Annotated in this window: 18 protein-coding genes and 2 tRNA genes; 14 read left to right on the top strand and 6 right to left on the bottom strand. The window is 66.1% G+C overall.

All coding sequences use genetic code 11. The features are described from left to right. Positions 1-41 precede the first annotated feature (41 nt). From hemA to BraRD5C2_RS28625, 5 genes are all read right to left on the bottom strand, one after another. The gene (gene hemA / locus BraRD5C2_RS28645; RefSeq protein ID WP_223974377.1) at positions 42-1,271 is read right to left on the bottom strand and encodes a 5-aminolevulinate synthase; all 1,230 of its coding nucleotides are present in this window, start codon (positions 1,269-1,271) and stop codon (positions 42-44) included. Between the two features lie 186 nt (positions 1,272-1,457). After that, positions 1,458-2,522 carry an MBL fold metallo-hydrolase gene (locus BraRD5C2_RS28640; RefSeq protein WP_223974376.1) on the bottom strand — a complete coding sequence of 355 codons (1,065 nt, stop codon included), beginning with the start codon at positions 2,520-2,522 and terminating at the stop codon, positions 1,458-1,460. 241 nt (positions 2,523-2,763) lie between these two features. Next, positions 2,764-4,908: a methyl-accepting chemotaxis protein gene (locus BraRD5C2_RS28635; protein WP_223974375.1), complete on the bottom strand. Its 2,145-nt coding sequence runs from the start codon at positions 4,906-4,908 to the stop codon at positions 2,764-2,766. A gap of 237 nt (positions 4,909-5,145) precedes the next feature. Beyond that, positions 5,146-5,892: an outer membrane protein gene (locus tag BraRD5C2_RS28630; protein WP_223974374.1), complete on the bottom strand. Its 747-nt coding sequence runs from the start codon at positions 5,890-5,892 to the stop codon at positions 5,146-5,148. Positions 5,893-6,119: 227 nt separating this feature from the next. Further along, on the bottom strand, positions 6,120-6,440 hold the full coding sequence (locus tag BraRD5C2_RS28625) for a hypothetical protein (RefSeq protein ID WP_223974373.1): 321 nt from the start codon (positions 6,438-6,440) through the stop codon (positions 6,120-6,122). Positions 6,441-6,541: 101 nt separating this feature from the next. Between BraRD5C2_RS28625 and BraRD5C2_RS39445 the strand changes: the two genes are divergently transcribed. Then, on the top strand, positions 6,542-6,667 hold the full coding sequence (locus tag BraRD5C2_RS39445) for a hypothetical protein (RefSeq protein ID WP_263010018.1): 126 nt from the start codon (positions 6,542-6,544) through the stop codon (positions 6,665-6,667). 50 nt (positions 6,668-6,717) lie between these two features. Here the strand turns inward: BraRD5C2_RS39445 and BraRD5C2_RS28620 are convergent. Then, positions 6,718-6,792 (bottom strand) — tRNA-Thr (locus tag BraRD5C2_RS28620). Between the two features lie 274 nt (positions 6,793-7,066). On the opposite strand from BraRD5C2_RS28620, the gene BraRD5C2_RS28615 reads away from it, so the two are divergent. The 13 genes from BraRD5C2_RS28615 to BraRD5C2_RS28555 all read left to right on the top strand — a co-directional run bounded on the left by BraRD5C2_RS28615 (position 7,067) and on the right by BraRD5C2_RS28555 (position 16,327). Next, a complete protein-coding gene (locus tag BraRD5C2_RS28615; protein WP_374708054.1) occupies positions 7,067-7,309 on the top strand; it encodes a hypothetical protein in 243 nt (80 codons plus the stop codon). A 34-nt stretch (positions 7,310-7,343) separates the two neighbouring features. After that, positions 7,344-9,041 (top strand): FAD-dependent oxidoreductase, encoded by a 1,698-nt coding sequence (locus BraRD5C2_RS28610; protein WP_223974372.1) that lies wholly within the window; start codon positions 7,344-7,346, stop codon positions 9,039-9,041. Positions 9,042-9,204: 163 nt separating this feature from the next. After that, positions 9,205-9,513: a UBP-type zinc finger domain-containing protein gene (locus BraRD5C2_RS28605; RefSeq protein WP_223974371.1), complete on the top strand. Its 309-nt coding sequence runs from the start codon at positions 9,205-9,207 to the stop codon at positions 9,511-9,513. Positions 9,514-9,684: 171 nt separating this feature from the next. Next, complete coding sequence (locus tag BraRD5C2_RS28600; RefSeq protein WP_223974370.1) at positions 9,685-10,185, top strand: hypothetical protein; 501 nt, start codon at positions 9,685-9,687, stop codon at positions 10,183-10,185. Positions 10,186-10,325: 140 nt separating this feature from the next. Continuing rightward, positions 10,326-11,150, top strand: a complete 825-nt coding sequence (locus BraRD5C2_RS28595; protein ID WP_223974369.1) for an alpha/beta fold hydrolase — start codon at positions 10,326-10,328, stop codon at positions 11,148-11,150. Between the two features lie 51 nt (positions 11,151-11,201). Further along, a complete protein-coding gene (locus BraRD5C2_RS28590) occupies positions 11,202-11,861 on the top strand; it encodes a Rossmann-fold NAD(P)-binding domain-containing protein (protein WP_223974366.1) in 660 nt (219 codons plus the stop codon). An 89-nt stretch (positions 11,862-11,950) separates the two neighbouring features. Then, entirely contained in the window at positions 11,951-12,379 is a 429-nt protein-coding gene (locus BraRD5C2_RS28585) for a DUF2948 family protein (RefSeq protein ID WP_223974439.1), read from the top strand. 164 nt (positions 12,380-12,543) lie between these two features. Further along, positions 12,544-13,839, top strand: a complete 1,296-nt coding sequence (hisD, locus tag BraRD5C2_RS28580) for a histidinol dehydrogenase (protein ID WP_223974364.1) — start codon at positions 12,544-12,546, stop codon at positions 13,837-13,839. Continuing rightward, the gene (locus BraRD5C2_RS28575; protein WP_092123128.1) at positions 13,836-14,342 is read left to right on the top strand and encodes a UPF0262 family protein; all 507 of its coding nucleotides are present in this window, start codon (positions 13,836-13,838) and stop codon (positions 14,340-14,342) included. Before hisD ends, BraRD5C2_RS28575 begins: the two co-directional genes overlap by 4 nt. Before the next feature lie 63 nt (positions 14,343-14,405). Continuing rightward, a complete protein-coding gene (locus BraRD5C2_RS28570; protein WP_212317204.1) occupies positions 14,406-14,870 on the top strand; it encodes an arsenate-mycothiol transferase ArsC in 465 nt (154 codons plus the stop codon). 195 nt (positions 14,871-15,065) lie between these two features. After that, a complete protein-coding gene (locus BraRD5C2_RS28565) occupies positions 15,066-15,695 on the top strand; it encodes a Maf-like protein (protein WP_092123132.1) in 630 nt (209 codons plus the stop codon). A gap of 233 nt (positions 15,696-15,928) precedes the next feature. Next, complete coding sequence (gene yacG / locus BraRD5C2_RS28560) at positions 15,929-16,111, top strand: DNA gyrase inhibitor YacG (protein ID WP_223974362.1); 183 nt, start codon at positions 15,929-15,931, stop codon at positions 16,109-16,111. A 140-nt stretch (positions 16,112-16,251) separates the two neighbouring features. Continuing rightward, positions 16,252-16,327, top strand: a tRNA-Phe gene (locus BraRD5C2_RS28555). Positions 16,328-16,360 lie beyond the last annotated feature (33 nt).

Below are 16,360 nucleotides of genomic sequence, written 5' to 3'. Positions count from 1 at the left end.
ATGCACGGCCGGCCCAAATTCGGGGGTGGACGCGGATAGGGTTACTCGGCGGCCAGCGACTTCTGGCGGAGCGGCAGGCCGAGCCGGTCCCAGACCTGGAGCAGGGCCTCGGCCAGTGCGTCGATCAGGCCGTCGTCATGGTAGGGCGAGGGCGTGATGCGCAGCCGTTCGGTGCCCTTGGCGACCGTCGGATAGTTGATCGGCTGGATGTAGATGCCGTGGTCCTCGAGCAGCAGGTCGGAGGCGCGCTTGCACTTCTCCGGGTCGCCGACGAACAGCGGCACGATATGGGTGTCGCTCGACATGACCGGCAGCCCGGCGGCGGTCAGGATCGCCTTGGTGCGGGCGGCGCGGTCCTGGTGGCGCTCGCGCTCCCAGTTCGAGGTCTTCAGGTGGCGGATCGCAGCGGTTGCGGCGGAGCAGATCGCCGGCGGCAGCGCGGTGGTGAAGATGAAGCCCGGCGCATAGGAGCGCACCGCGTCGATGATCTCGGCGCGGCCAGCGATATAGCCGCCGAGGCAGCCGAACGCCTTCGCCAGCGTGCCCTCGAGCACGTCGATCCGGTGCATCACGCCGTCGCGCTCGGCAATGCCGCCGCCGCGCGGGCCGTACATGCCGACCGCATGAACCTCGTCGACATAGGTCATGGCGCCGTATTTCTCGGCAAGATCGCAGATCTTCGCGAGCGGCGCGACGTCGCCGTCCATCGAATAAAGGCTCTCGCAGACGATCAGCTTCGGCCGGTCGGGACCGGCGGCGATCAGCAGTTCTTCGAGATGCGCGACATCGTTGTGGCGGAATATCTGGCGCTCGCAGCCGGCCTGGCGCACGCCTTCGATCATCGAATTGTGGTTCAGCGCGTCCGACAGGATCAGGCAGTTCGGAACGAGCTTGGCGAGCGTCGAGATGCCGGTCTGGTTCGAGACATAGCCCGAGGTGAACAGCAGCGAGGCTTCCTTGCCGTGGAGGTCGGCGAGCTCCGCCTCGAGCTGCACCAGCGGATGATGGGTGCCCGCGATGTTGCGGGTGCCGCCGGCGCCGGTGCCGACCCGGGTCGCGGTCTCGACCATGGCGCCGACCACCTTCGGGTGCTGGCCCATGCCGAGATAGTCGTTGGAGCACCAGATCACGACGTTGCGGCTGCCCTTCGGCGAGTGCCAGGTCGCGTGCGGGAAGCGTCCCGCGATCCGTTCGAGGTCGGCGAACACCCGGTAGCGCCGCTCGTCATGCAGGCGGTTGAGGGCGGTTTGGAAAAACTGGCTGTAATTCATCGGCGAACCCAGAAAGCGGAACCTGACCGGAAAACCTGCCTCTTCTTAGAGCTTTTCCAGCTCTAATGTCTATGCACTGGCCCACATCTGGGCATGCGTCGCGGTTGGGCAAATTGCCCTAGCTGGCTCGGTTTGGCTTGATTTCGGTCAAATCGCCGGGCGATGCCTTGCCGCCCGGCCCGGCGCTCAAGTCGTTTTGAAGCGCAGCATGCCGTCGGCGTGCATCTCGGCCGTCAGGCGGCCCTCGACCAGCATGTAATTGACGTGGGCGACCAGTTCGCCGGCGGCGAAGCCCATCTGATGCTCGTCCAGCACGTGCTTGTGGAACACCACGGGCACCAGTTCCTTGGAGGTCTGCGGCACCTCGCGGCAGGCCTCGGCGATCAGGCGGCAGCGCTCCTCATGGTGATCGGCGAGCTGCTTGATCCGGGTCTTCAGCCCATAGAACGGCACGCCATGGCCGGGCAGCACCATCACGTCGTAGGGCAGGGTGGTGGTCAGGCTGGCCAGCGAGGCCAGATATTCGCCGAGCGAGTTCTGCTCGGGCTCGACCGCCCAGACGCTGACATTGGGCGAGATCTTGCTCAGCACCTGGTCGGCGGACAGGAACAGCTTGTCGGCCGCGCAATACAGCATCACCTGGTCGAGCGCGTGTCCGCCGCCGGTGATCACCTTGAAGCGCCGCGTGCCGATCACGACCTCGTCGCCGTGGGTGAGGCGGTGATAGGACGGCGGCAGCACCGATACGCGCTTCAGGTAATCCTGGCCGCGGCCGAGCAGCTTCTCGGTGAGGTCCTCGTCCATGCCATGACGGCGGAAGAACAGCCGCTGCGCGTTGCGCCGCTCTTCGGTGCCGCGGTTCTGGTGATAGACCGATTGCAGATATTCCACCTGCGACATGTACAGCGGGCAGTCGAAGCGCTCGGTGATCCAGCCGGCGAGACCGACGTGATCAGGGTGCGAATGCGTCACGATCAGCCGCTTGACCTTGACGTGCTTCAGCGGTCCCTCGAACAGCGTGGTCCAGGCCGCGATCGATTCCTCATTGCCGAAGCCGGCATCCACCATGGTCCAGCCGTCGCCATCGGCGAGCAGATAGATGTTCACATGGTTGAGGCGGAACGGCAGCTTCAGCCGCGCCCACAGCACGCCGGGGGCCACCTCCACGACTTGGTCGTGGCCGGGATGGTTCTCCCAAGGGTATCGCAATGCCTCCGCCGAGGAGGGCAGGCTGTCGGTCTTCGTATGCATGCTACCGACTTAGCGGGACCCGGGCCGCCGCGCCAGCCGAAAAATCAGATAGTCGTCCGGAGAATGGGGTGGGAAATCGGGGAATTTCCGTAACCCGGATCAAACGGACGAGTCCTGCAAGTGTGCGTCCGTCATTCCGGGGCTATGCGAAGCATAGAACCTCAGGTGCGCAATTGCGCACCGGGGAATCTCGAGATTCCGGGGTCGCCTCTTCGAGGCGCCACGGAATGACGGCGCTCGCTTACGCCGCGCGGATGCTCGACAGGAAGCCGTCGATCTCGGAGCGCAGCACGTCGGCCTCGCGGCGCAGCGCGTCGGAGGCGCTGAGCACCTCGCCGGCAGCAGTGCCGGCCTCGGCCGAGGCGGTCGAGACGCCGACGATGTTGCTCGACACCTCGCTGGTGCCGCCGGCGGCATGCTGGATGTTGCGCGCGATCTCGCGGGTCGCCGCGCCCTGCTCCTCGACCGCGGCGGCGATCGCGGTGGTGACGTCGTTGATCTCGCCGATCGTGCTCGAGATGTTGCGGATCGCGGTGACCGCCGTCGTCGTCACCTCCTGCATACTGACGATCTGCTGGCGGATCTCCTCGGTCGCCTTGGCGGTCTGGCTCGCCAGGTTCTTCACCTCGGAGGCGACCACGGCAAAGCCGCGGCCGGCCTCGCCGGCGCGCGCCGCCTCGATGGTGGCGTTGAGCGCCAGGAGATTGGTCTGCGAGGCGATGGTCTGGATCAGGTCGACCACGACGCTGATCCGCGCGGCATTGTCGGCAAGGCCCTGCATGGTCGTGTCGGTGGCGCTGGCTTCCTCGACCGCCTTGCGGGCGATCTCGGCCGAGGTGACGACCTGGCGGCCTATCTCGGAGATCGACGACGACAGCTCCTCGGTGCCGGCCGACACCGTCTGCACGTTGACCGAGGTCTCCTCGGCGGCCGAGGCCACCGCGTTGACCAATGCGCTCGACTGGTCGGCGGTCGCCGACATGCTCTGCGCGGTCGACTGCATCGAGTTCGCCGCGGTCTGCAGGCTGCCCAGCGCGCCGCGCACATTGGACTCGAACGCGACGATCTGCGTCTCCATGCGCGAGGCGCGCTCGGCCTTGGCGGAGCGGTCCTTGTTTTGATTCTCGGTGAGCTCGCGGCTCTCGATCATGCTCTCGCGGAATACCTGCAACGAGTCGGCCATGACGGCGATCTCGTCGCGCTGGCGGCTCTGCGGGATCTCGGTGTCGAGGTCGCCGTCGGACAACAGCTGCATCGAGCGCTGCAGGCCGCGGATGCGGCGCAGGATGTTGCGTCCGACATAGAGCCAGACGAACAGGAACGAGCCGACCAAGGTCAGCGCGCCCAATCCGATCATCACCGTGGTCGCGAGCGAGATCTGCTGCCGCGCCTGGAAAGTCGCGGAGTCGGTCTCCTTCTGCACGGCGTCGACCAGCTGCTGGACGCTGATGCCGAGCCCGACATTGAGCTTGCGGGTCTCTTCCAGGATGGTCTGGCCGTAATCGATCGCGTCGAGTTCCTTCTGGCGGATCTTGAACACGCCGGTCTTGCCTTCGCCGAGCACGAGCAGCTTCTCGGCGGTGTCGCGCACGGCAACGATCGCCGGATTGTTCGGCAGGTCCTCGAGGTTGGACTTGACGCGGTCGCGGCCCTTCTTGAATTCCGCCTCGATGGCATCGAGCGTCTCGCTGGAATTGGCCGACAGCGCCGCGGTCATGTCGGCGGCCATCAGATTGCCGGCCGCGAGCACGTTGCCGATCTGGCCGACGGTGCGGGCCGCTTCGGCGGCAGCGTCGGCGGAGACATCGGCCGCGCCGAGGATGGCGTTGAGCCGGGTCTGCGCGTCGAGCATCGCCGGACCGGCGGCGGAGACGAAAGCGCCCTGCGCCTTGCGCAGCGCGTTGTACTGCTTGTCGCGCAGCGCGCCGACATCGAGCCGCTCATGCGCGGCCGAGATCAGGCTCTTGGTCGCCTCGTCGGTGTTCTTGACGTTCTCCTGCAGCGCGCTGACGACGGATTTGTCGGCGCCGAGTTCGATGATCTCGCCAAGCTTGGCATTGGTTTGCTGCGCGACCTCCTGCACCTTCTTGGTGCGGTCGTTCAGCGCATCCTCGCTCTGCACGGCGAGCAGGCCGGGCCCCTGGGCTGCGAGCGAGGCGCTCTGCGCGGAAAGCTGCAGGCTCGCGGCGAGCCGCGGAATGTCGCGGCCGGAGAGATCGCTCATGGTGCCGCCGAGCTGATGCAGCACGATGCCGGCGCCTGCGCTGATCACCAGCGCCATGCCTGCGATCACGGCGAACGCCGCGAACAGGCTGCCCCTGACGCCCATCTGCGGCAGGCGGATACGCTTGAGATTTGGTTTGCCGAGCTTGAAACGAAACGCCATTGCCCCGTGCCCCCTGGCCGTACTCTTGGCCACTACTCTTGGATGTTTCCCCGGCGCGGGAGTATCGGTGCGGCGGGTTAACAAAATCGGGAAAATTGCGACGATCTGCGGGATTTTTCGCGGCTGCCGCGCGCCAACGCGGTGTTGGTTCGCTGTGCGGAACAGATGCGCGCGTTCGGATGCAAAAAGGCCGGCGCGAGCCGGCCTTTCCACTCTTGGTTGTGGTGATCAGTAATCTCAGTACCGGCCGTAAGCGGGGCCACCGAGGTTGCCGAGGTTGAAGCGGTAGTTGAGGCCCGCCTTCACCGTGTGCTCGTCATTGTGGAAGCTGCCGACCGGCACCAGCGCGCCCGGCGCGGTGAAGCGGCTGTCGCCGAAGTCGTAGTACTGGTACTCGACCTTGGCCGACCAGTTCGGCGCGAACATGTATTCGGCGCCGCCGCCGATGGTCCAGCCGTTGCTGTGGTTGTCGCTGAGCGCGAAGGGTACCTGCGCGCCGCCGAGCGTCACCGTTTCGCTGTTGTCGGAATAGGCGTAACCGCCCTTCACATAGATCAGGCCCGGGCCCCAGGTGTAGCCGACGCGGCCGGTGATCGAGGCGATGCCGCGCTGATTGTTGTTGTAGACGTAACCGCCCGGGAAGATCGCGTTGAGCTGGTGGCTGCCGACCCAGGAATACTGGCCTTCGAGACCGATCACCCACATCGGCGACAGCTGCCAGTCGTAGCCGCCCTGGACGCCGCCCATGAAGCGGGCGCTGGAGTCCGACAGCGCGAGGCCGTTGAACGTGTTGTTCTGCGAGAACACGCCGCCGAGATGGCCGCCGAGATAGAAGCCGGTCCAGTTGTAGAGCGGCGCGGCGTAAACAGGCGCGGGCGCCTTCTGGTAATAGCCACGGGAGCCGAGATCGGCGGCCTGGGCGGTCGCGCCAACGGCAGCGACGGCAACAGCTGCGGCTGCGGTTGCGAGCAGGAACTTCTTCATGGGGCAGTCTCCGGACAAGTCATGAGGCGCAGCGTGAATGGCGCCATCCATGGCGATGCGTTAGACCGCATTTGAATAAAATGCTGTCACCGGAAGACGACTTGGCGCGTTAAGTCGCACCCTTCGCGGTGAAACGTTTTGTTGTGCCTAACGAACGCTTAAGCCGGAATGACGGAAGGCTTAACGCGCCGTGCGCGACGCGCTTCTCCTGTTAACCAGGCCGCCCGCTAGTCCAATCGCTTGCGCACGTCATCGCGCATCTGCTCGCGGAACGCCTGGCGGCGTGCGGCGCGATCCCTGACCGGAACGTCATGGCGATCGAACACGTCGAACTTCTCCAGGATCGGATAGTGCTCGCTCGCCATCGCCAGCACGCGCAGCAGGCCTGCGACCTTCGGGGTCGGGCCGGTGACTTCCCATTTGCGGAGCTTTTCGGCGCCGCCGGCCGCCGGCAGCCCGCACAGCTTCGCCATATCCGCCGCCGTCAGCTCCCGGCCGAGCGCCTCGCCGAGATGTTTGCGTAATTTTCTGAGTTCTGGGCCGGTCACGCTTAGGGTCCGCTCCGCGACAGTAAAGTGTGAAGTGAGTCACATGATGTGCTCGGGGAGCCGTCTATACGCCGCGCATGCGACTTCTCAAGGAAACCATCATGCACGGCATCATCGAAAGCCTCAGCCCCGAACACGGACAGATCGATTGGAAATGGGTCGGCAGTGTGTTCGCGTTCTACGTCGTGTTGATGATCTGTGGGGCAGGTCTGCTGCTCGCGCATTGATGCGGTGAACGCGGCGATGCCCGCAATGATGGCAGCAATCGCTGGGAGAATGGTGCTGCCAGACAGGATTGAACTGTCGACCTCTCCATTACCAATGGAGTGCTCTACCACTGAGCTACGGCAGCGTGCCCGGGAAAAATTGAATCGGCCCCATGGGCCCGTCCAAGCGGGCGGTTCTTGCCACAGGCCTCCCGTTGGCGCAAGCGAAACAGCGTCCCTGTTGGCGGCGAAATAGGCAGAAATCGGCGTTCCTCGCTAGCGATTCCGTCCAATCCGGCCGATTTCGGTCCGATCGGGTTCCGTTCCAGTCGGAAAGCTCCTGATCCGCCCGGCCGCCGAATCATGCCGCCTGGCGCAACTGGCCGACCGGGCAGGGTGCGCGGGCGGCGGCCATTGGCTATGGTCGGCCTCGCGCAGGACGTCGGCGGTTTGAGAGTTTCGGCAATGACAGGCGATCAAGGCAAGGGCGGCGGGCAGGCCGGAGCCCGCGTGAAGGATTCACGACAGGATCGTCTCAAGCTGGCGCTGCGCGAAAACCTGAAGCGGCGGAAATCGCAGGCGCGCGGTCGCGACGAGGCCGCGTCTTCCGAATTGCCCGCCACTCACCTAGATGACGCGGACGAAAACGGACCGGAGCGTTAGCCGGTTCGCAACTTGGCTGCGAGGAAGCAGGTCGATGGCTGTAGACGACACGATGATCACTCCCCTCAACGCGCGCGCCACCGCCTTTCCGCGCCACGAGCAGACCTTTCCGACCCTGACTGGGCACGAGATCGAGCGGATGCGCCGTTTCGGCGAGCCGCGGTCGTATGGGGATGGCGAGGCGCTGTTCGAGACCGGCAAGCGGGGGCCCGGCATGTTCGTCGTGCTGTCGGGCTGCGTGTCGATCTCTCAGCGCGATGGCCTCGGCCGTGTCACGCCGATCATCGACCAGGGGCCGGGGCAATTCCTTGCCGAGATCGGCCAGCTCTCCGGACGCGCCGCGCTGGTCGACGGCCATGCCGAGGGTCCCGTCGAGACGCTGCTGCTGCCGCCCGAGCGGCTGCGCGCGCTGCTGGTCGCCGAGGCCGATCTCGGCGAGCGCATCATGCGCGCGCTGATCCTGCGCCGCGTCAGCCTGATCCAGGGCGGCGCCGGCGGGCCGGTGCTGATCGGCTCGGCGTCGGTCGGCAACATGGCGCCGCTGCAGAATTTCCTGGCGCGCAACGGCCAGCCGCATCACGTGCTCGATCCCGAGACCGACAAGGATGCCGCCGACCTCGTGGCGCGCTATTCGCCGACGCGTGCCGAGCTGCCGCTGGTGGTTTGTCCCAACGGCACCGTGCTGCGCAATCCGTCCGAGACCGCGCTTGCGATGGCGCTCGGCATGATCGGCAACAGCGCGCAGGACAAGATCTACGATGTCGCGGTGGTCGGCAGCGGCCCGGCTGGGCTCTCCACCGCGGTCTATGCGGCCTCCGAGGGCCTGTCGGTCGCGGTGTTCGATTCCCGCGCCTTCGGCGGCCAGGCCGGCGCCAGCATGCGGATCGAGAACTATCTGGGCTTCCCGACCGGCATCACCGGCCAGGCGCTGGCCGGGCGCGCCTTCAACCAGGCGCAGAAGTTCGGCGCCGAGATGCTGATCCCGGTCTCGATCAAATCGCTAGACTGCTCGAAGGCGTCGGGCGCGTTCGCGCTCGCCACCGGCTGCGGGCACACGCTGCGCGCCAAGTCGGTGGTGGTCGCGAGCGGCGCGCGCTATCGCCGACCGGCGATCGACCATCTCGAGAATTATGAGGGCCGCGGCGTCTGGTACTGGGCCTCGCCGATCGAGGCGCGGCTCTGCGCCAACCAGGATGTCGTGCTGGTCGGCGGCGGCAACTCCGCAGGCCAGGCCGCGGTGTACCTGTCGGCGCATGCGCGCAGGGTCAACATGATGATCCGCGGCGGCGGGCTCGGGGCCAGCATGTCGCGCTATCTGATCGAGCGCATCGAGGCGACGCCGAACATCGAGTTGATGTTCAACACCGAGGTGACCGGGCTCGAAGGCGCGGAGACGCTGGAGCGCGTCCGTTGGCGCAGCCGGCTCGCGCCCGACGAGTTCACCATGGATATCCGCAATCTCTTCCTGTTCGTCGGCGCCGATCCGGCGACCGGCTGGCTCGAGGGCTGCGGCGTGCAGGTCGATCGCGGCGGCTTCGTGATGACCGGCGTGCAGAACGGCGAGGGCGCGCCCGCGGTGCCGCTGCTCGAGACCTCGGTGCCCGGTGTGTTCGCGGTCGGCGACGTCCGCTCCGGATCAGTCAAGCGCGTCGGCGGCGCGATCGGCGAGGGCGCGCAGGTCGTTGCCGCGCTGCATGGCTATCTCGCCGATGACGGCAGTCCGTCGTTGTAGCAATGTCGGTACGGCACTATCCCCGTCATCCTGAGGTGGCCGCTTCTTCAGCAGCCCTCGAAGGATGAATCGGCCACCAGCTGGGCCGTCCATCCTTCGAGGCTCGCTCCGCTCGCGCCTCAGGATGACGGGTTGAAGAGGCGCACAAAGTAAGAGATCGCAAATGACAAAAGGCTGCACCCATATCGCCGGCATCCAGGACGTCACGCCGAGCGCGCTCGGCTGTGAGGAATGCCTGAAGAGCGGCAGCCGCTGGCTGCATTTGCGGATCTGCCGGACCTGCGGTCATGTCGGCTGCTGCGACGACTCGCCGAACCGGCATGCGACGGCGCATTTCCACGCCACCGGGCATCCCGTGATCGAGGGCTACGATCCGCCGCAAGGCTGGGGCTGGTGCTATGTCGACGAGGTGCTGTTCGACCTGTCGAAGCGCAAGACGCCGCATAACGGGCCGATCCCGCGCTATTATTGATTCAATGTCTCACGAGGCGCACGTGCGTACGACACGCGTGCGACAATTTTCGGCAAGTGTCGGCGCCGACGAATTTTCATGAGATGTCAGCCGTCCTGCTATCGAACCATGTAGCAATTTTCCGGCACGCATCGTAACCTCGTGCGCGGGTCTCAGCGGGGAGTGCGCCACATGACGACGTTAGTGCTTGTGCACGTCATTATCAGTTTGATCGCCATCGTCGCCGGCGTGATCGTGATGTTCGGCCTGCTCGGCTCGCGGGCGATGCTCGGGCTGACCGCGATCTTCCTCATCCTCACGATTCTGACCAACGCCACCGGCTTCGTGATCCCGCCTCTGGTGACCGAGAAGCTGCTGCCCTCGCACATCATCGGCGGCCTCTCGCTGGTGCTGCTCGCGATCGCCTGCATCGCGCTGTATGCGATGCAGCTCAAGGGCGCCTGGCGCCCGATCTATATCGTGACCGCGATGGTCTCGCTCTATCTCAATGTCTTCGTGCTCGTGATCCAGAGCTTCCTCAAGGTGCCCGCGCTACAGGCGCTGGCGCCGGCGGTGCCGCCGAACCCGCCGTCCGGGCCGGTGTTTGCGGTGGTGCAGGGCATCGTGCTGGTGTTCTTCGCCGTGGTGATCATCGGCGCCTGGCGCCGATTCAGGCCGGTCACGTTCGCCTGATCTGACACATTTGTTCATGCCACGTCATTCCGGGGCACGCGCTAGCGTGAACCCGGAATCCAGAGTCAATCGATCGAGATTTCGGGTTCGACGCTGCGCGTCGCCCCGGAATGACGTAACGCAACAAGAGGAGCAATCAGATGCCCACCATCACCACCAAAGACGGCGTCGACATCTTCTACAAGGATTGGGGTTCGGGTCAGCCGATCGTGTTCAGTCATGGCTGGCCGCTGTCGTCGGACGATTGGGACGCGCAGATGCTGTTCTTCGTGGGGCACGGCTTTCGCGTGGTCGCCCACGACCGCCGCGGCCACGGCCGTTCCGCCCAGGTCGCCGACGGCCATGACATGGACCACTATGCCGACGACCTCGCGGCCGTCACCGCGCATCTCGACCTGAAGAATGCCGTCCATGTCGGCCATTCCACCGGTGGCGGCGAGGTGGTGCATTACATCGCCCGCCACGGCGAGAGCCGGGTGGCGAAGGCCGCGATCCTGAGCGCGGTGCCGCCCTTGATGGTGCAGACCGCGGCCAATCCCGGCGGGCTGCCGAAGTCGGTGTTCGACGACCTGCAGGCCCAGCTCGCGGCCAACCGCTCGCAGTTCTATCGCGATATTCCGGCCGGGCCGTTCTATGGCTACAACCGGCCCGGCGCAAAACCGTCGGAAGCCGTGATCCAGAACTGGTGGCGGCAGGGCATGATGGGCGGCGCCAAGGCGCATTACGACGGCATCGTCGCATTCTCGCAGACCGACTTCACCGAGGATCTGAAGAAGATCAACGTGCCGGTGCTGGTGATGCATGGTGACGACGACCAGATCGTGCCCTACGCCGATTCCGGTCCGCTCTCGGCCAAGCTTTTGAAGAACGGCACGCTGAAGACCTACAAGGGTTTTCCGCACGGCATGCCGACCACCGAAGCCGAGACGATCAACAAGGATCTGCTGGCGTTCATCAAGGGCTGACGGGCGGCTGCGCGTGAGCGCATCCGGTAAAGCCGGGGAAGAGGACGCAATATGAAAGTCATCCTGTTCGGCGCGACCGGCATGGTCGGGCAGGGCGTGCTGCGCGAGTGCCTGCTCGATCCCGGCGTCGAGCGCGTGCTCGCGGTGGGGCGCAGCCCGACCGGGCAGCGCGATCCAAAGCTCGTCGAGCTGATCCACGACAATTTCACAGATTACAGCGTGATCGAGCCGCAGCTCACGGGTTATGACGCGTGCTTCTTCTGCCTCGGCGTCTCCTCGATCGGCATGGACGAGGCGCGCTACCGCCATCTGACCTACGACATCACCCTGGCAGCGGCGACAACGCTGGCGCGGCTCAATCCCGGCATGGTGTTCACCTATGTCACCGGGCGCGGCACCGATTCCACCGAGCAGGGCGCGGTGATGTGGGCGCGGGTGAAGGGCAGCACCGAGAACGACCTGCTCAAGCTGCCGTTCAAGGCCGCCTACATGTTCCGGCCCGCCGGTATCCAGCCGCTGCACGGGGTCAGCTCGAAGACCGGCTGGGTGCAGGCGATCTATGTCGCGACCTCGCCGCTGCTCTCGTTCCTGGTGCGGGTTGCCCCGAGCTACATGACGACCTCGGAACAGCTCGGCCGCGCCATGCTGAAAGTCGCCCGCGACGGCTACCCGAAGCCGGTGCTGGAGAGCGAGGACATCAACAGCCTCTGACGGGGCGGTGGCAGGGGCCGGTTCCCTTGCGCCGGATTTCCTTCGGCGAGGTGGTACCTCCGGCGGCCGAAGGCGTTATAACCACCGTCATGTCTCCACCCGCACCGCTGAAACTGATCGCCCTCGATGCCGATGACCTCGCGGTCATCTCCGCCCATGTCCAGGACGCCCGCGTCCAGCCCGCCGACATCGTCTGGCGCCAGGACGAGAAGCGCCTCGTGGTCGGTCTGAACCGGCTGGACTGGGAGCAGACCCTGGCCGGTGGCACCTGCTCGCGCCGGCTGATCGCCGCGCTCAGGTTCGACCGGGTGCTGGCATGCAAGTCGCGCAACATCGACCTGGATGCCCCGGAGGCCAGCCTGGAATTGCTCGGGATCGAATTCCATGCCTCCGACCCGCCGGGCGGCAGCGCGCTGCTGATGTTCGGCCAGGGCGGAGCGCTGCGGCTCGACGTGGAGTGCCTGGAGTGCGAATTGACCGATCTCGGGGAAGACGACCTCGGGGTGGGGGCGGGGTAATTGAGCTCGTTATTCCGGGGCGGTCCGCAGGACCGAACCCGGAATCTCGAGATTCCGGGTTCGATGCTTTCGCATCGCCCCGGAATGACGCAGCCCCAAGGGTTGACGGCCATTATCCGCCGCGCCATTGAGCAGGGACCCGAATTCCTCTTCAGAAAGCCGCCATGCCCGTTCGCCTGGACCGACAGAGCGCCGATTTTGACCAGCGTTTCCGCGAATTCCTGGCGGCCAAGCGCGAGGTGTCGGCCGACGTCGAGCGCGCCACCCGCGCCATTGTCGATGACGTGGCGGCCCGCGGCGATGCGGCGCTGCTCGAGGCGACCAAGAAGTTCGACCGGCTAGACATCGACGCCGCCGGCCTGCGCATCACCGCCGCCGAGATCGACGCTGCGGTTGCGGCCTGCGACCCCAAGACCGTCGAGGCGCTGACCTTCGCGCGCGACCGGATCGAGACCTTCCACCGTCGCCAGCTGCCCAAGGACGAGCGCTTCACTGACGCCGTCGGCGTCGAGCTCGGCTGGCGCTGGAGCGCGGTCGATGCGGTCGGGCTTTACGTGCCCGGCGGTACCGCGGCCTATCCGTCCTCGGTGCTGATGAATGCGGTGCCGGCCCGGGTTGCCGGCGTGCCGCGGGTCGTCATGGTGGTGCCGGCGCCGGACGGCAAGCTCAACCCGTTGGTGCTCGCAGCAGCGGGTCTCGGCGGCGTCTCGGAAATCTACCGGGTCGGCGGCGCCCAGGCGGTGGCGGCGCTGGCCTATGGCACCGCGACCATCGCGCCGGTCGCCAAGATCGTCGGCCCCGGCAACGCCTATGTTGCCGCGGCCAAGCGGCTGGTGTTCGGCAAGGTCGGCATCGACATGATCGCTGGCCCCTCCGAGGTGCTGGTCATTGCCGACGACACCGGCAATGCGGACTGGATCGCGGCCGATCTCCTGGCGCAGGCCGAGCATGACGTCAGCGCGCAGTCGATCCTGATCACCGACAGCCCGCGGCTCGCCGCCGATGTCGAGCGTGCGGTCGAGGCGCAGCTGGCGACGCTGCCGCGTGCGGCGATTGCGCGCGCCTCGTGGGACGATTTTGGCGCGATCATCATGGTGGCAAAGCTCGACGACGCGGTCGAACTCGCCAATGCGGTCGCGGCCGAGCATCTGGAGATCATGACCGCGGACGCCGAGGGCCTGTCGAAACAGGTCCGCAACGCCGGCGCGATCTTCCTCGGGCCCCATACGCCGGAGGCGATCGGCGACTATGTTGGCGGCTCCAACCACGTGCTGCCCACCGCACGCTCGGCGCGATTCTCTTCGGGCCTCGGGGTGCTTGACTTCATGAAGCGAACCTCGATCCTGCGGTGCGGGCCGGATCAGCTTCGTGCGCTCGGGCCCGCCGCGATGACGCTCGGCCAGGCCGAGGGTCTCGATGCCCATTCACGTTCCGTCGGATTGCGCCTCAACCTCTCATGAACAAGCCACCAGACGACGAGGATTCCAACAATCGCATCGTCGCGGTGACGCTCGACGAGGAATCGATCGGCCGTTCCGGTCCCGACATCGAGCATGAGCGGGCGATCGCCATCTACGATTTGGTCGAGCAGAACCTGTTCGCGCCCGAAGGCGCAGCCGGGCCGGGGCCCTATACCCTGCACATCGCGATCACCGGCAACCGGCTGATGTTCGACATCAGGAAAGAGGACGGCGCGCCCGTGGTGGCGCATCTGCTGTCGCTGACGCCGTTTCGCCGCGTCGTGAAGGACTACTTCATGATCTGCGACAGCTACTATCAGGCGATCCGTACCGCGACACCGGACAAGATCGAGGCCATCGACATGGGCCGCCGCGGCATCCATGACGAGGGCTCGCGCACCCTGCAGGAGCGGCTCAAGGGCAAGGTGCGCGTCGATTTCGAGACCGCGCGGCGGCTGTTCACGCTGATCACTGTGCTGCACTGGAAGGGTGAAGGCGCATGATCCCGACCATCTTCACTTCGCCAGACGACGGGGGCGTACCCCGGTCGAAAAAAGCCTGATCGCATGGAAGCGCCGCGCGCGCGCTCCCCGCAGGCCGTGCTGTTCGCATGCGGGCACAACGCCGTGCGCTCGCCGATGGCCGAAAGCCTGCTGCAGCAGATGTTTCCGCAAGGCGTCTATGTCCGCTCCGCCGGCGTGAAGAAGGGCGAGCTCGATCCGTTCGCGGTCGCCGTGATGGCCGAGTTCGGCCAGGACATCTCCGGCCACAAGCCGCAGACCTTCGAGGAGCTCGAGGACTGGGAAGGGCTGAACTTCGACCTCATCATCACGCTGTCGCCCGAGGCGCACCACAAGGCGCTGGATCTGACCCGGACGCTCGCCGCCGCTGTCGAATACTGGCCGACCCCTGATCCGACCGGCACCAGCGGCAATCGCGAGCAGAAGCTCGCCGCCTATCGCGAGGTTTGCGACGGCCTGTTGATGCGCATCCGCCGCCGCTTCACCAAGGCCGGTGTAGCGAACCTGTAGGGCTCAGCGCTGGGACCCGCATGTTCCGATTCGCAGGGTCGGCCCCTTGTCGCCAGACTGACAAACAGCTGTGCTTATGGGGCCTTGTCGCCCACGGGGAAGCGCGATTCGCGGCCGGTTCCAAGGTTGTGCATCCATGCCCCATCCGATAGGTTCCGCCCGCGTCCGTCCCCCCGATTCAGCCCAAAAGCCCGCATGCTAGGCCGTCCCAAATTCGTTCTTGCTTCCGGTTCGCCGCGGCGGCTGGCCCTGCTCAACCAGGCCGGCATCGAGCCCGACGCGCTGCGTCCGGCCGATGTCGACGAAACTCCGCGGCGGGGCGAGTTGCCGCGCGCCTGCGCCAACCGCCTGGCGCGTGCGAAAGCGGATGCGGCGCTGAAGTCGGTGCAACTCGACGACGATCTGCGCGGCTCCTTCATCATCTCCGCCGACACCGTGGTCGCGGTCGGCCGCCGCATCCTACCCAAGGCCAATCTGGTCGACGAGGCCGCGCAGTGTCTGCGGCTGCTGTCGGGCCGCAACCACCGCGTCTACACCGCGATCTGCGTGGTGACGCCGCGCGAGGCGTTCCGCCAGCGCCTGGTCGAGACCCGCGTGCGCTTCAAGCGGCTCAGCGACGACGACATCCAGGCCTATATCGGCTCCGGCGAATGGCGCGGCAAAGCCGGCGGCTATGCCGTGCAGGGCATCGCCGGATCCTTTGTGGTCAAGATGGTCGGCTCCTACACCAACGTCGTCGGGCTGCCGCTCTACGAAACCGTGACCCTGCTCGGCGGCGAAGGCTTTCCGATCCGCCACGGCTGGCTCAACGCCGTCGCGGTTTAAGGTAATCCAGATCTCTTGCGGCATCGGCAGTGCACCGCTCCCGCGTGCGGGGTCGAGACGAGCGAAGCTCGCTCTTAGGTCGACGCGCTACGCGCGGCGGAAGGGGGCTCTCTCCGCGACATGACTTGTTGTGATACCCCCACCCCAACCCTCCCCCGCAAGCGGGAGAGGGAGCGGAGTGGAACACGCGGCCGCCTTCTCAATCGCCAACTGGTGTAAACTCCGTCCCAGCCATGACCGACCAAGCCCGAACACCCCCGGCCACCGCGCGCACTTGCCCGATCTGCGGCAAGCCCGCCCAGCAGGCCTTTCTCCCGTTCTGCTCGTCGCGCTGCCGCGACGTCGACCTCAACCGCTGGCTCAGCGGCCGCTATGTCGTTCCCGGCCGCGAGGACGACGCGGAGGACCCGGAATAGCCAAGATTTTCCAACAAGTTGGGGAAACAACGCCAAGTGGGCGGCGTCCGGCGAAGCGTTTCGCGAACCCGGGTGGACACAGCGCCCCGACCTCTCTATAAACCGCCCGCTCGCTTCGGCCTTTTCGGCCCCGCGGGTTTGCCCAGGTAGCTCAGTTGGTAGAGCATGCGACTGAAAATCGCAGTGTCGGTGGTTCGATCCCGCCCCTGGGCACCATCCAGCAGCTAAGCGCTGCCACAGCCAACAAAC

The organism is Bradyrhizobium sp. RD5-C2, assembly GCF_019972155.1.
Taxonomy (GTDB): Bacteria; Pseudomonadota; Alphaproteobacteria; order Rhizobiales; family Xanthobacteraceae; genus Bradyrhizobium.
The sequence above is the reverse complement of the archived record's forward strand: the minus strand, read 5'-3'. Positions and strand labels throughout refer to the sequence as shown.